11 protein-coding genes and 1 pseudogene are annotated in these 14,018 nt (G+C 68.2%); 4 read left to right on the forward strand and 8 right to left on the reverse strand.

Annotated elements, in window-relative coordinates; translation table 11 throughout:
• Positions 1-161: 161 nt before the first annotated feature.
• From C7R54_RS01445 to C7R54_RS01455, 3 genes and pseudogenes are all read left to right on the forward strand, one after another.
• Positions 162-1,190: a Fe(3+) ABC transporter substrate-binding protein gene (locus C7R54_RS01445; RefSeq protein ID WP_129148413.1), complete on the forward strand. Its 1,029-nt coding sequence runs from the start codon at positions 162-164 to the stop codon at positions 1,188-1,190.
• 22 nt (positions 1,191-1,212) lie between these two features.
• A pseudogene (locus C7R54_RS01450) lies at positions 1,213-2,805 on the forward strand (ABC transporter permease); the annotation flags it as partial.
• A gap of 85 nt (positions 2,806-2,890) precedes the next feature.
• Positions 2,891-3,688 carry an ABC transporter ATP-binding protein gene (locus C7R54_RS01455; RefSeq protein ID WP_129148415.1) on the forward strand — a complete coding sequence of 266 codons (798 nt, stop codon included), beginning with the start codon at positions 2,891-2,893 and terminating at the stop codon, positions 3,686-3,688.
• Between the two features lie 22 nt (positions 3,689-3,710).
• Here C7R54_RS01455 and C7R54_RS01460 read toward each other — a convergent pair whose 3' ends face one another.
• From C7R54_RS01460 to C7R54_RS01470, 3 genes are all read right to left on the reverse strand, one after another.
• On the reverse strand, positions 3,711-4,772 hold the full coding sequence (locus C7R54_RS01460) for a Bug family tripartite tricarboxylate transporter substrate binding protein (protein WP_129148416.1): 1,062 nt from the start codon (positions 4,770-4,772) through the stop codon (positions 3,711-3,713).
• 109 nt (positions 4,773-4,881) lie between these two features.
• The gene (locus C7R54_RS01465) at positions 4,882-5,790 is read right to left on the reverse strand and encodes a pirin family protein (RefSeq protein ID WP_129148417.1); all 909 of its coding nucleotides are present in this window, start codon (positions 5,788-5,790) and stop codon (positions 4,882-4,884) included.
• A gap of 166 nt (positions 5,791-5,956) precedes the next feature.
• Positions 5,957-6,655 carry a pirin family protein gene (locus C7R54_RS01470; protein WP_129148418.1) on the reverse strand — a complete coding sequence of 233 codons (699 nt, stop codon included), beginning with the start codon at positions 6,653-6,655 and terminating at the stop codon, positions 5,957-5,959.
• A gap of 155 nt (positions 6,656-6,810) precedes the next feature.
• Between C7R54_RS01470 and C7R54_RS01475 the strand changes: the two genes are divergently transcribed.
• The gene (locus tag C7R54_RS01475; RefSeq protein WP_129148419.1) at positions 6,811-7,776 is read left to right on the forward strand and encodes a LysR family transcriptional regulator; all 966 of its coding nucleotides are present in this window, start codon (positions 6,811-6,813) and stop codon (positions 7,774-7,776) included.
• Between the two features lie 60 nt (positions 7,777-7,836).
• Here C7R54_RS01475 and ntrC read toward each other — a convergent pair whose 3' ends face one another.
• The 5 genes from ntrC to rdgB all read right to left on the reverse strand — a co-directional run bounded on the left by ntrC (position 7,837) and on the right by rdgB (position 13,982).
• Entirely contained in the window at positions 7,837-9,294 is a 1,458-nt protein-coding gene (gene ntrC, locus C7R54_RS01480) for a nitrogen regulation protein NR(I) (RefSeq protein WP_129148420.1), read from the reverse strand.
• A complete protein-coding gene (gene glnL / locus C7R54_RS01485) occupies positions 9,291-10,352 on the reverse strand; it encodes a nitrogen regulation protein NR(II) (protein ID WP_129148421.1) in 1,062 nt (353 codons plus the stop codon). The genes ntrC and glnL overlap by 4 nt, the downstream gene beginning before the upstream one ends.
• 81 nt (positions 10,353-10,433) lie before the next feature.
• Positions 10,434-11,846: a type I glutamate--ammonia ligase gene (glnA, locus tag C7R54_RS01490; protein WP_129148422.1), complete on the reverse strand. Its 1,413-nt coding sequence runs from the start codon at positions 11,844-11,846 to the stop codon at positions 10,434-10,436.
• Between the two features lie 174 nt (positions 11,847-12,020).
• The gene (hemW, locus tag C7R54_RS01495) at positions 12,021-13,262 is read right to left on the reverse strand and encodes a radical SAM family heme chaperone HemW (protein WP_129148423.1); all 1,242 of its coding nucleotides are present in this window, start codon (positions 13,260-13,262) and stop codon (positions 12,021-12,023) included.
• 54 nt (positions 13,263-13,316) lie between these two features.
• Positions 13,317-13,982 carry an RdgB/HAM1 family non-canonical purine NTP pyrophosphatase gene (gene rdgB, locus C7R54_RS01500; protein WP_129148424.1) on the reverse strand — a complete coding sequence of 222 codons (666 nt, stop codon included), beginning with the start codon at positions 13,980-13,982 and terminating at the stop codon, positions 13,317-13,319.
• Positions 13,983-14,018: the final 36 nt, after the last annotated feature.

Consider the following 14,018-nt stretch of genomic DNA (forward strand, 5'->3'; position numbering starts at 1 on the left):
TGCGGACGATCGCCGACACTTTCTTACAACCAGTTGAACAACAGGACACTTCCTGCTATCTTGCGGCCTTCTGTTTTTGAGAATCGTTTTCGTTACAGGATTCTCGACCCGGCTGCCCCCGCGCGGCCTGTTGCCCGATGCTCGCTCGCCAGGAGATCCCGATGTCCCCCGCCCTGCCCCGTCTCGCCCCGCTGTTCGCCGCCCTGGCCCTGGCTACTGCCTGGCCCGCCCACGCCGCCGAGGAAGTCACCCTCTACACTACCCGCGAACCCAAGCTGATCCAGCCGCTGCTGGACGCCTACACGAAGGAAAGCGGCGTCAAGGTCAACACGGTGTTCGTCAAGGACGGCCTGCTGGAGCGCGTCAAGGCCGAGGGCGAAAAGTCTCCCGCCGACCTGTTGATGACGGTGGACGTCGGAAACCTGATGGACCTGGTCGACGGTGGCGCGACGCAGCCCGCGCCGTCGGCCGCCATCGAGGCCGTCGTGCCGGTGAACCTGCGCGGCGCCGGCGGCAGCTGGTATGCGCTGTCGCTGCGCGACCGCGTGCTCTACGCCGCCAAGGACCTGCCGCTGAACACCTTCCGCTACGAAGATCTCGCCGATCCGAAATGGAAGGGCAAGGTCTGCATACGCTCGGGCCAGCACCCGTACAACACCGGCCTGGTGGCCGCGATGATCGCCCATGACGGCGCCGCCGCCACGGAAAAATGGCTGCGCGGCGTCAAGGCCAACCTGGCCCGCAAGGCAACCGGCGGCGACCGCGACGTCGCGCGCGACATCCTCGGCGGCATCTGCGATATCGGCCTGGCCAACGCCTACTACGCGGGCCACATGAAGAACGCCGAAGCAGGCAGCGACGCGCGCAAGTGGGGCGACGCCATCAAGGTCATCCGGCCCACCTTCCTCCAGGGCAATGGCACGCACGTCAATATCACCGGCGCCGCCGTGGCCCGCCATGCCCCGCACAAGGAAGCGGCGGTCAAGCTGCTGGAATACCTGGTGTCGGCCCCTGCCCAGGCGCTCTATGCCCAGGCCAACTACGAATATCCCGTGCGCGCCGGCGTGCAGCTCGACCCGGTGGTCGCGTCCTTCGGCCCGCTCAACGTCGACACGCTGTCGGTGGCCGATATCGCGCGCTATCGCAAGCAGGCCAGCGAACTGGTCGACAAGGTCGGCTTCGACCAATAACCCGCGCGATCCGGTGTAATCCATGCCCTGGTCCTGGGCGGCGGCGCTGGTCGCGCTGCTGGTATGCGCGCCGCTCGCGGCGCTGGCCGGCTGGGCCCTGAGCGGCGACACCGCGCACTGGGCCCACCTGGGCCGCCATGTCCTGCCGCAAGCCGCGCTGAATACCGGCGCGCTGCTGGCGGGCGTCGGCGCACTGACGGCGTTCCTGGGCGTGGGCTGCGCCTGGCTGGTCAGCGCCTACGATTTCCGTGGGCGCCGCCTGCTGTCCTGGGCGCTGCTGCTGCCCCTGGCCATGCCCAGCTACATCCTGGCCTACGCCTACCTCGACCTGCTGCACCCCATCGGTCCCGTCCAAGGCGCGCTGCGCGCCCTGCTCGGCTACGACAGTCCACGCCAGTTCCGCCTGCCCGACCTGCGTTCGCTGCCGGGCGCGATTTTCGTGCTGGGCTGCGCGCTGTATCCCTATGTCTACCTGAGCACGCGCGCGCTGTTCATGACCCAGGCCGCCAATGTGCTGGAAGCCGCCCGCACGCTGGGCGCCGGCGGCTGGGGCGTGTTCTGGCGCGTGGCGCTGCCGATGGCGCGACCGGCGCTGGCCGTGGGCGTCAGCCTGGCGCTGCTGGAAACGCTCAACGATATCGGCGCGTCGGAATTCCTCGGCGTCCAGACGCTTACGGTCTCGGTCTACACCACATGGGTCACGCGGTCGGACCTGGCGGGGGCCGCGCAAATCGCCCTGGCCATGCTGGCCGGCGTGCTGGTCCTGATCCTGCTGGAACGGCGCGGCCGGCGCCGCCAACGCTACGCCGCCACCCAGCGGCCGCGCCCCATGCAGCCGCGGCGGCTGCATGGGGCGCGCGCCTGGCTCGCCTGCGGCCTGGGCGCCACGCCCGTGCTGCTGGGCTTCGTCGCGCCGGTTCTGTATCTCTTGTGGGAAACCCAGAAACGCCTGCATCTGGCGGGCGGCGTCTCCACCCAGCTATGGTCGGCGGCCCGCAACACCGTCGGCGTCGCGGCGGCGGCGACCCTGGCAACCCTGGCCTGCGGCCTGGTGGTCGCCTGGGCCGCCCGCCGCGTCCGCGAAAGCGCACGGGGCGGCGCGCTTGCCTGGGGCCCGCGCGCCGCCAGCCTGGGCTATGCCATTCCCGGCACCGTGCTGGCCATCGGCCTGCTGACGCCGCTGACGCTGTTCGATGACGCCCTGGACTACCTTGGCCTGAGCACCGGACAGATACTCATGGGATCCATGACCGCGCTGGTCATCGCCTACGTCATCCGCTTCCTGGCGATCGCCGCCGGCAGCATCGAAGCGGGCCTGGCGCGCATTCCGCCGTCCCTGGAGCAGGCCGCGCGCCTGCTGGGCGAAAGCGCGGGCGGCGTGTTGCGGCGCGTGCACCTGCCCCTGCTGCGACCGGCGCTGGCGACCGCGGCGCTGCTGGTCTTCGTCGATGCGATGAAGGAACTGCCCGCCACGCTGCTGCTGCGGCCGATGAATTTCGATACGCTGGCCACCTGGCTGTATGCCGAGGCGGCCCGCGGCACCTATGAAGAAGGCGCGATCGCCGCGTTGGGCATCGTCGCCGCCGGCTTGCTGCCCGTCATCCTCCTGGCCCGCGCGCAGGCCGGGCCGCGCTTGTCCTCGCCCCCGCCGGCGCCGGCGCCGGGCCCCAAGCGCTTGTCTTCGCACCCCGTTCACCACCATGACCGCCCTGCTTGAACTCGACCAGATACAGCTGGCCTACGACACCGAACCAGGCCCCCGCGTGGTGGTCGACGCGCTGAGCCTGACGCTGGAACGTGGCCACATCGGCTGCCTGCTGGGGCCGTCCGGCTGCGGCAAGACGTCGGTGCTGCGCGCCATCGCCGGTTTCGAACCGCTGCGCCGCGGGCGGATCCGGCTGGACGGCGCCGAGATATCGAGCCCGACAGCCAGCGTCGAACCCCAGGCTCGCCGCGTCGGCATGATGTTCCAGGACCACGCGCTCTTTCCGCACCTGGACGTCGCCGGCAATGTCGCCTTCGGCCTGCGCCGGCTGCCCAGGCCACGCCAGCGCGAACGCGTGCGCGACATGCTGGCGCTGGTCGGCCTGGAAGCGATGGCCGGCAGCTATCCGCACGAATTGTCGGGCGGACAGCAGCAGCGGGTGGCATTGGCGCGCGCGCTCGCGCCCTCGCCCGAGCTGCTGCTGCTGGACGAGCCCTTTTCCAATCTGGACGCGGATACGCGCGAACGCCTGGCGTTCGAACTGCGCGACCTCCTCCAGGAAAGCGGCCATACCGCCCTGCTGGTCACCCATGACCAGGCCGAGGCCTTCGCCATCGCCGACCGCATCGGCGTCTTGCGCGACGGCACGCTGGCGCAGTGGGACACGCCCTACCACCTGCGCCATCATCCAGCCGATGCCGGCGTCGCCGCTTTCATCCGGCGCGAAGCGCTGGCGGAACGGCGCGCCGCCGCCTACGCGCGCGGAAGCCAGGCCGGGGCGCCGCCCGTGTAGGCAGCGCGGCGGCACTCCCCCGCTATTGCGCCTTCAAGGACACCTTCGCCGACAGCGCCTTGAAGCGCTCGTACTCCGTGCGGCTCAGCGTGTCGACTTCGCGCGGGGTCGACCCATAGGGGTTGAACCCGGCCAGGCGCAGTTTCTCCTTGACGTCCGGCAGCGCCAGGGCCCAGCGGAAGGCCTCGCTCAAGGCCTGGGTGACATCGTCCGGCAGGCCCGCCGGCCCATAGACGGCAAACCAGGGGTCCACCACCGCGCCGGCGTAGCCCAGCTCCTTGAGCGTCGGCACGTCGGGCAGGACGCTGGACCGTTCATTCCCGGTGACCGCCAGCGCATGGATCTTCCCCGCCTGGATATGGGGCAGCGATGCCGGCAGGTTATCGAACAGGATGCCGATATGCCCGCCCAACAGGTCGTTGATGGCTTGTGCGCTGCCCTTGTACGGCACGTGTTGCAGCCCCGCGCCGGTCAATTGGTCGAACATGACGCCGGCCAGGTGCATGGACGTGCCGGTGCCGGGCGTGCCGTAGCCCTGTCCCGGATGCTTCTTGGCATAGTCGACCAGGCCCGCGATGTCCTTGACGGGCACTTGCGGACCGACTTCGATCACGACCGCCGACGTGCCCAGCATGCTGATGCCGGTGAACGCCTTGGTGGGATCGAAGGGCATGGACGGATAGACGAAGGGATTGAGCGCGTTGGTCGAAATGGCGCCGAAGCCGATGGTGTAGCCGTCGGGCGCCGCCCTCGCCACCGCCTCCATGCCGATGTTGCCGCCCGCGCCGGGACGGTTTTCCACGATGACCGTCTGGCCGAATTTCTCTCCCAGCTTCTGGCTGACCGTGCGGGCCACGATGTCGGTGGTGCCGCCCGGCGTGTACGGAACGATGAAGGTGATGGGCCGCGTGGGAAACCCGGCCGCCTGGGCCGTTCCCGCCGCGGCGATGCCGGCGGCAAGCGCGACGGCCGCCGCGCCGAGGACGGCGCCGCGCGCGAACGTGGCGGATACGGTGGATGCGGCCGCGCGGGATGCCGTGCGCGCCCGGAAGACGGCGTATGGACGCCGGACCGGCAAGATCATGGTTGTCTCCTCGATATTCTGCGATGCCGGCCTGGTACAGGCGCGGGCTGACGGCATCATATCGGGAAGGCGGCCGCGTCATGGAAAAAACCGCGACGCGGGCCTCGGCTCAAGTCCGCTTCAGTTCCGGCGCCGGGATGAATTCCGTTTCGTCGCCGGGCACGGTCTGCGCGAAGCGATCACGCATCCAGTCCTCGCGCGCCTGCGCGATACGGTCCGCGCTGCTCGACACGAAGTTCCACCACACATGGCGCGGGCCGTCCAGCGGCTCGCCCCCCAGCAGGGCGACACGCGTCTCGCCCCGCGCCCGCAATTCCACCGGGCGGCCCGGCGCGAAGACGACCAGCCGGCCGGCCTCGTGCACCTGCCCCTCGATCTCCACCGCGCCCTCGGTGATATAGGCGGCTCGCTCCTCGTACTCGGCGGGCAGTTGCACCCGCGCCCCCGCCTGCATGCGCACGTCGCCGAAGAACAGCGGCGACAGGGTCCGCACGGACGAGGTCTGGCCGAACAGCGATCCGGCAATGACCTGCGCCCTCACGCCTTCGCCTTCGGCCTCGGCCTGCTCGCCGCGGCCATAGTGGATGAAGCCGGGATCGGTTTCCTCCTGGTCGCGCGGCAGCGCCACCCAGGTTTGCAGGCCGGCAAGACGCTGGGCTCCCGCGCGGCTTTCCGTTGGCGAGCGCTCGGAGTGCACGATGCCGCGCCCCGCCGTCATCCAGTTCACCTCGCCCGGCAGGATGGTCTGCACATGGCCCGCGCCGTCACGGTGGACGATGGCGCCTTCGTAAAGGTAGGTGACCGTGGACAGGCCGATATGCGGATGCGGGCGAACGTCGATGCCGTGCCCCGCCGCCAATAGCGCCGGTCCCATCTGGTCCAGGAAGACGAAGGGACCGACGGTCCGCTTCTGGATGGACGGCAGCGCACGGCGGACTTCGAAGCCGCCCAGGTCGCTGGTGCGCGGCACCACGATGGTTTCGATGGCGGAGGACGGATCGTGGGACAGGGTGGACATGGGTGGCTCCAGGGAAATCGGCAGGAAAGTATCGTTGAATCTTGGATCGTCGGCACGGGCCGCCGGGATCAGCGGGGCCGGCCGCTTGCATGGGCAGCGCCGGCCGGCGACCGGACCGCCGGCGCCGGGCCCGCAAGCCCATGCCCGGCGGCCGCGCCGGCCGACGTCACGGCAGGTCGAACACCAGCACCTCGGCGCCCTCGCCCTGGCTGATTTCCAGCAGGCTTTCGTCCCGCGCCGCCAGCGCGTCGCCCGCCTTCAGCGCCTGGCCATTGACCGTCACGCTGCCGCGCGCCACATGGACCCAGGCGCTGCGGCCGTCGGCCAAGGCCAGCTCGCCCCGCTCCGCCCCGTCGAACAGGCCGACATACAGGCGCGCGTCTTGGTGGATACGCACCGAGCCGTCGGCGCCGTCCGGGGATGCCACCAGGCGCAGGCGGCCGCGCTTGTCCGCTTCATCGAAGCGCTTTTCCTCGTATTCCGGCACGATACCCGTGACGTCGGGCTCGATCCAGATCTGCAGCAGGTGCGTGCCCTGGTCGACCTGCGGATTGAACTCCGAGTGCAGCACGCCGCGGCCGGCGCTCATTCTCTGCACGTCGCCCGGACGGATGGTCGAACCGTTGCCCATGCTGTCCTTGTGGGCGACGGCGCCTTCCAGCACGTAGGTGATGATCTCCATGTCGCGGTGGCCGTGCGTGCCGAAGCCGCGGCCGGCGCCGATATGGTCGTCATTGATCACCCGCAGCGGGCCGAAGCCCATGTGGTTGCGGTCGTAGTAATCGGCGAAGGAAAACGTGTGATGGCTCTTGAGCCAACCGTGATCGGCGTAACCGCGTTCTTCACTGCGACGGATGGTAAGCATATCGATGACTCCTGTTGGTCGAACCGTTGAATTCGTTCGTGGCTTCAACTCGTTCGTTGTTGAACTGCCATGAAACGTATTGTGGACGCCAAAGAAGGCCTTGCCGCCGTTCCTTTTTGACGACATCATTCAATAAATCTGAATGAGTACCCCCCATGTCCCGCCCCCTTCCCACTGCCGCCGACACGCCCACCGGGCCGCCCATCACCCCCGAACTGCTGGTGATGCTGGACGCCATCGCCCGCACGGGCAGCTTCGCCCGCGCCGCGCGCGAACTGGACAAGGTGCCGTCGGCCATCACCTACGCCGTGCGCCGCCTGGAAGACAAGCTGGACGTGCTGCTGTTCGACCGCAGCGGCCACCGCGCCGTGCTGACGCCGGCGGGCACCGCCCTGCTGGAGGACGGGCGCGTGGTGCTGCAGTCCCTGGAGGACCTGGCGCGCCGGGTGCGCCGCATTGCCACGGGGTGGGAACTGGAACTGCGCATCGCCGTGGGATCCATCGTCGCGTGGAGCCCCATCTATGACCTGATCGAGGAATTCCAGTCGCTAGGCAGCGATACCAAGCTGCGCTTTTCCAGCGAGGTGCTGAGCGGCTCCTGGGAAGCGTTGACCGCCGGCCGCGCCGACCTGGTGATCGGCGCCGACGCCTCCACGGCGCCGCCGGGACGCTACGAATCGCGCCCCCTGGGCGAGGCCCGCTTCGCCTTCTGCGTGGCGCCCCACCACCCCCTGGCGCGGGTGGAACATCCGCTGACGCCGGCCGACATCACCCGGCATTGCGCCGTCGTCGTGGCCGACACCGCGCGCGCCCTGCCACCGGCCACGCGCAACCTGCTCGACCAGCAGCAGCGCATCGTCATGCCCACCATGCAGGCCAAGATCGACGCGCAGATCCGCGGCCTGGGCTGCGGCTACGTGCCGCGCGCGCTGGCCGGGGTCTATCTGGCGCAAGGCTTGCTCGTGGAGAAAACCACGCAGGAACAGAAATTCGGCAGCGAGCGCCTGCTCTATGCATGGCGCGCCCCGGTACAGGGCCAGGCGCTGAAGTGGTGGCTGAAGAAGCTGGAATCGGAACGGCTGTGCGCGAGCCTGACCGAGGGCGCGGCGGTGCCGGGGTAGAGGCGGGAAAACGCGTGGATAAACACGCGGATGGACACGCGAATGAACGCGCGCCTTCGCCTACTCGTCCTCGATCCCCAGGTCGCGCAGCTTGCGCGTGATGGTATTGCGGCCGATGCCCAGCCGCGAGGCCGCTTCGACACGCCGTCCACGGCTGGCGTCCAGCGCGGTCTGCAGCAGGATGCGTTCGAACTGGCGCGTCAGCGTCGCCATGATGGCCGGCTCGCCCCGGTCCAGCCGGCTTTGCGCATCGCGCAGCAGCGAATCCTGCCAGCTCTGCGGCGCGGGCACGGCACCGGGCGCCGCCGTGGCGGCGCGCGCGGCGGGCTCGCCGGCGCCCTGCTGCTCCATCGCGCGGATTTCCGGCGGCAAGTCCTGCCGGTCTATGGTCTGGCCGGGCGCCATGACCGTCAGCCAGTGGCAGAAATTTTCCAGCTGGCGCACATTGCCGGGGAAGTCGAAGCGGGTCAGCACGCCCAGCGCCTCGGGCGTAAGCCGCTTGGCCGGTACGCCCAGCGCGCGCGCGCTCACCGTCAGGAAATGCTGGGCCAGGGCCGGAATATCCTCCACGCGTTCGCGCAAGGGCGGCAGGCGCAGGCGGATGACGTTCAGGCGGTGGAACAAGTCCTCCCGGAACAACCCCTGCTCCACGCGCTGCTCCAGCGGCTGGTGCGTCGCGGCCACGATGCGCACGTCCACGCGCACCGGCTGAGCGCCGCCGACCCGGTAGAAACTGCCCTCGGCCAGCACCCGCAGCAGGCGGGTCTGCAACTCGATGGGCATGTCGCCGATCTCGTCCAGGAACAGCGTGCCGCCGTTGGCCTCCTCGAAACGCCCGCGCCGCAGGTTGTTGGCGCCCGTGAAGGCGCCCCGTTCGTGGCCGAAGAGCTCGGCCTCCAGCAGGTCGCGCGGGATGGCCGCGGCGTTCAACGCCACGAAGGGACCGCTGGCGCGCACGCCATGCCCATGCAGGGCGCGCGCCACCAGCTCCTTGCCGGTGCCGGACTCGCCAGTGATCAGCACCGTCACCTTGGACTGTGCCAACCGGCCGATGGCGCGGAATATCTCCTGCATGGCGGTGGAGGACGACTGCGTCATCATCCAGCGCTCCGCGCCCGGTTCCGTAGGCGCCGCGGCCTGGACCAGGTCGGCGTCGGCATTCTCCTGCACGGCGCGCTGGATCAGCGCCACGGCTTCATTGACGTCGAAGGGCTTGGCCAGGTAGTCGAAGGCGCCGCCCTGGAAGGCGGACACGGTGCTGTCCAGGTCGGCGAAGGCGGTCATCACGATGACCGGAAGCGACGGATGGCTATCCTTGATCCTGCGCAGCAGGTCCAGGCCATTGCCCCCGGGCATGCGGATATCCGACACCAGCGTGGCGGGCGTTTCGCTTTCCAGCGCGGCAAGCACGTCGGCCGCCTGCGAAAAACTGCGCGTGGTCACGCCGGCCCGCGCCAGCGCTTTCTCAAGCACCCAGCGGATGGCCTGGTCGTCGTCTACGATCCAAACGGGTTTCATGCGGGTTCCATCGGCAACACCAGGCGGAATTCCGTATGCCTGGGACGTGATTCGAATTCGATTATGCCCCCATGCTGCTGCACGAAGTCCTGCGCCAGGCTCAGGCCCAGGCCCGTGCCGCCGGGACGGGCGGTGACGAGCGGATGGAAAATACGGTCGCGGATCTGCTCAGGCACGCCGGGACCGTTGTCGATGATGGACAGCACCAGGGCCATCCGGTGCTGGCGATGGGCCAGCATGACGCGCCGCGCCACGCGCGTGCGCAATGTGATCTGCGGCGCCGGCACGTCATCGCCCGGCGCCTGGATGACCAGCTCCTGGGCGGCGTTGCGGGCCACGTTGAGCACCGCCTGCATCAGGCGCGCCGCGTCGCCGGGCACGTCGGGCATGGAGGCGTCGTAATCCCGCACGATGGTCACGCCATCGCGGAATTCGGCCTGGATGAGCGCGCTTACCCGCTCGCACACCTCGTGGATGTTGACCGGCTTGGCGTTCAGCGGCACGCGCTGCGGCCCGATCAGCCTGTCGACCAGCGCCTGCAGGCGATCCGCCTCGGAAATAATGACTTGGGTATATTCGGCCAGCGAAGGATCGGGCAGTTCCGCTTCCAGCAGCTGCGCCGCGCCGCGCAGGCCGCCCAGGGGATTCTTCACCTCGTGGGCCAGGTTGCGCAGCAATTCCCTGTGGGTTTCGATTTCGTCGATGAGACGATGATTGCGATCGGCCAATACACGCTGTTCGATCTCGCGCACCTCGACCAGCACGGGCCATGGCTGCCCCGATAGCGACACCGTGGTGACCACCACGGTGACCGACTCGCCGCCGCGACGCAAGGAAGAGAGTTGGCGCGCATCGGCGAAGATGCCCTTGAGCCCCTGGTCGATGGACGACTGCAACTGTTCGCGATCGTCGAACAGGGACGCCGCCGGCTGCCCCGTCAGTTGCCTGCGCGAGCGGCTGAACAAGTCTTCCGCGGCGGTATTGGCATATACGACGTGGCCTTGCGGATCCACCAGCAGGATGGCAGTGGCGAGAAGTTCGAAGGCGTCTACGTTCATCGTTTTTTGCGCCCGGCAGGGCGCGGGCGGGCGCACCGGCTTGCGGTTCGCCGCCCTTGCCTTACCGGGAGAGCAAGGAGATTACAGGCTGTAGTACATGTCGAATTCGACAGGGTGCGTCGTCATGCGCAGACGCTGCACTTCCTGTTCCTTCAACGCCAGGAACGCATCGATCATGTCGTTGCTGAACACGCCACCGCGGGTCAGGAACTCGCGGTCCTTGTCCAGGGCTTCCAGCGCCTGATCCAGCGACGCGCAAACGGTCGGGATCTTGGCGTCTTCTTCCGGCGGCAGGTCGTACAGGTTCTTGTCGGCCGGGTCGCCCGGGTGGATCTTGTTCTGCACGCCGTCCAGGCCGGCCATCATCAGCGCCGAGAAAGCCAGGTACGGGTTGGCCAGGGGATCCGGGAAGCGGGTTTCGATACGGCGGCCCTTCGGGTTGCCCACGTAGGGGATGCGGATCGAGGCCGAGCGGTTGCGGGCCGAGTAGGCCAGCTTGACCGGGGCTTCGAAGTGCGGGACCAGGCGCTTGTACGAGTTGGTGCCGGGGTTGGTGATCGCGTTCAGCGCGCGGGCGTGCTTGATGATGCCGCCGATGTAGTACAGCGCGAATTCCGACAGGCCGGCGTAGCCGTTGCCCGCGAACAGGTTCTGGCCGTCCTTCCAGATCGACTGGTGCACGTGCATGCCGGAACCGTTGTCGCCGACGACGGGCTTGGGCATGAAAGTGGCGGTCTTGCCGTAGGCATGGGCCACGTTGTGGATCACGTACTTCATGATCTGGTTCCAGTCGGCGCGCTGCACCAGCGTGCTGAACTTGGTGCCGATTTCCAGCTGGCCCGGCGCGGCCACTTCATGGTGGTGCACTTCGACGGGCACGCCCAGCTGTTCGAGCAGCAGGCACATTTCCGAGCGCATGTCCTGGAAGGAGTCGACGGGCGGCACGGGGAAATAGCCGCCCTTGAGCAGCGGACGGTGGCCCAGGTTGCCGCCTTCGAATTCCAGGCCGGTCGACCAGGGAGCTTCTTCGGACTTGATCTTGACGAAGGTGCCCGACATGTCCGTATTCCAGGTCACGCCGTCGAACACGAAGAATTCGGGTTCCGGACCGAAGAAGGCGGTATCGCCCAGGCCGGAGGACTTCAGGTACGCTTCGGCGCGCTTGGCCAGCGAGCGAGGATCACGGTCGTAGCCCTTCATGTCCGAGGGTTCGACGACGTCGCAGGTCAGCACCAGCGTGGTCTCTTCCATGAACGGGTCGATACGGGCCGACGCGGCGTCCGGGATCAGCAGCATGTCCGAAGCCTCGATACCCTTCCAGCCCGGGATCGAGGAACCGTCGAAGGCGTGGCCGCTTTCGAACTTGTCTTCGTCAACCACATGGGCCGGCACCGACACGTGATGCTCACGGCCGATGGTATCGGTGAACCGGAAGTCCACGAACTTGACTTCCAGGTCTTGAATCTGTTTCAGGACTTCTTTCTCGCTTGCCATGTCATCTCCGTTTGATAAAGGGTCGAGTGCTGCAACTCGACTGGCATAAGGGGAAAAGCAATATCCGTGCCAAGTTTCCCTGTGGCACGCTCCAGGCTATCCCGCAGGCATGGTTTTGCACCATGCACCAAAATGGTGTTCAAGCTGGTGCATATCATGCCCCATTACGGTGCATCAGCCCAGGAATAGTTCCTGCAAATCGTTCAGAAAAGCCCAGCCCCGGGGCGTCGCCCGCAGGCGAGTCGGGTCCGGGTCGAGCAGGCCCCGTTCGGTGGCTGCCTCCAATTGGTGCGCGATGACCGCGAGGGACAGGCCGGTGCGCTCGGAAAAAGACGCGGCCGGGACCCCGTCCTTCAGCCGCAAGGCGTTGAGCATGAACTCGAAAGGCAGGTCGTCCGGCCCCACTTCCACCGATTCGGCGACATGGCTGCCATCGCGCGCCAGGGCGCGCGTCATCCAGGACTCCGGCCCGCGCACGCGGGCCTCGCGCACGATACGGTCGGGAAATGACAGTTTGCCGTGCGCGCCGGGGCCGATGCCCAGGTAGTCGCCGAACTCCCAATAATTGAGGTTGTGGCGGCAGCGCGCGCCCGGGCGGGCATAGGCGGACACTTCATAGCGCTGCAGGCCCGCGGCGGCGGCCAACGCCTCCACCTCGTCCTGCATGGCGGCCGACGTATCGTCGTCCGGAAGCTGCGGCGGGAACTTGGCGAAGACCGTGTTCGGCTCCATGGTCAGGTGGTACAGCGACAGGTGCTCCGTGCCGAAGGCGATGGCCTCGCGCACGTCCTGCCGACAGGCCGCCAGCGTCTGCCCGGGCAGCGCGAACATCAGGTCCAGGTTGACCCGGGGAAAGGCGCGTTGCGCCATCTCGATGGCGGCCCTGGCCTGCCCCGCGTCATGGATGCGGCCCAGCGCCCGCAATTGCGCATCGTCGAAGCTCTGCACGCCCAGCGACAGGCGATTGACGCCGCTGGCCGCGTAGTCCTTGAAGCGTCCCGCCTCGGCGGTGCCCGGGTTGGCCTCCATGGTGATCTCGGCATCCGGCCACAGGTTCAGGCAGGCGCGCAGCATGGCCAGCAGTTCGTCCAGGCCGGCCGCCGACAGCAGGCTGGGCGTGCCGCCGCCGATGAATACCGTATTGACCTGGCGCCCCCAGATCAGCGGCAAGGATTGCTCCAGGTCGCTGCGCAGCGCATCCAGGTAGGCGCGCTCCGGGATGTCGCCCGCCGGCGCGGCGTGCGAATTGAAGTCGCAATAGGGGCATTTGCGCACGCACCACGGCACATGTACATACAGGGAGAGCGGCGGCAGGCTGGTCAGGCCGGAAGACTTGCCCGCGGGCGAGCCCGGGAAGCCGGGCCTGCGGGCAGGCGCGGGCGCACCGGCGCTGCGGATGGGAATGGAAATAGGCATGAACGTCTCGATCCGGCGGGAACGCGCCGGGGGCCGGCGGGTTGCGATGGAGAGTCAGGCCGCGCCGGGCCGCAGTTTCTCCAACAATTGACGCAGGGCCTGGGCGCGATGGCTCAGGCGGTTTTTCTCGACCGGGTCCAGCTCGGCCGCGGTCTGCCCTTGCGGCGGCAGAAAGAAATAAGGATCGTAGCCGAATCCGTGGTCGCCGCGCGGCGTGTCGACGATCTCGCCCCACCAGACGCCCTCGCCTACCAGCGGACGGGGATCCTGCTCCGACCGCACCATCACCAGCACGGCGATATAGCAGGCCCGGCGGTTGGCCTGGCCGACCAGATTGCGCACCAGCAAGGCATTGTTGGCGGCATCGGACTTTTCCCCGCCATGCAGGCTGGCATAGCGCGCGGAATACACGCCGGGCGCGCCGCCCAGGGCATCGACGCACAGGCCGGAATCGTCCGCGATGGCCGGCAAGCCGGTCAAGCGGCTGGCATGCCGCGCCTTCGTCAGGGCGTTTTCCAGGAAAGTGCCGTAGGGCTCCTCCGCGTCGGGCACGCCCAATTGCCCCTGCGGGATCAATTCCATGCCCAGCGGCGCGAACAGGGCGGAAAACTCCCGCAGCTTGCCGGCGTTGCCGGAAGCCAGGACGACGCGCGTGGGCACGGAGAAGCCGCCGGTCGGCGTAGGGGCTGGCGTGGCGCCAGTGGCGGAAAGGACAGTCATGAATGTAACCAGGGAGTGTTGCCGGCAGCCTGCACA

This window comes from Achromobacter aloeverae (assembly GCF_004121055.1).
Lineage (GTDB): Bacteria > Pseudomonadota > Gammaproteobacteria > Burkholderiales > Burkholderiaceae_B > Bordetella_C > Bordetella_C aloeverae.